The organism is bacterium, assembly GCA_023150945.1.
Taxonomy (GTDB): domain Bacteria; phylum Zhuqueibacterota; class Zhuqueibacteria; order Zhuqueibacterales; family Zhuqueibacteraceae; genus Coneutiohabitans.
The window spans coordinates 1-508 of record JAKLJX010000117.1; the positions used below are offsets into that span (position 1 = coordinate 1).

Annotated in this window: 1 protein-coding gene; it reads left to right on the forward strand. The window is 60.6% G+C overall.

All coding sequences use genetic code 11. The annotated features are described in order from the left end of the window. A partial coding sequence (locus L6R21_28330) for a cbb3-type cytochrome c oxidase subunit I (protein MCK6563110.1) occupies positions 1-508 on the forward strand: 508 nt, incomplete at both ends.

A 508-nucleotide genomic window follows, 5' to 3' on the forward strand; every position in this document is an offset into this window, starting at 1 on the left:
GTCGCCATTTCCAGCCTGGCTATCGCCTTCCTCGGGTTCATCGTCTGGGGCCATCACATGTTCACCACCGGCCAGTCGGTGTACACGGGGATGATCTTTTCCATCCTCAGCTTCGCCGTGGCCATTCCCTCCGCCGTCAAGACGTTCAATTGGACGGCCACCCTGTACCGGGGCTCGCTCTCGTTCGAAGCGCCGATGGTCTATGCCCTTTGCTACCTCGGCCTGTTCACCATCGGCGGCCTCACCGGGCTGTTCCTCGCCACCCTGGGCACCGACGTTCACGTCCATGACACCTACTTCGTGGTCGCGCACTTCCATTACATCATGGTCGGAGGGGCCATCCTCGGCTACCTCGGAGGACTGCACTTCTGGTGGCCGAAGATTACCGGGAAAATGTACCCGGACGGAATCGCCCGAACCGCGGCGATCATAGTGTTCATCGGCTTCAACCTGACCTTCTTCCCCCAGTTCGTGCTCGGCTACATGGGTATGCCGCGCCGTTACCACT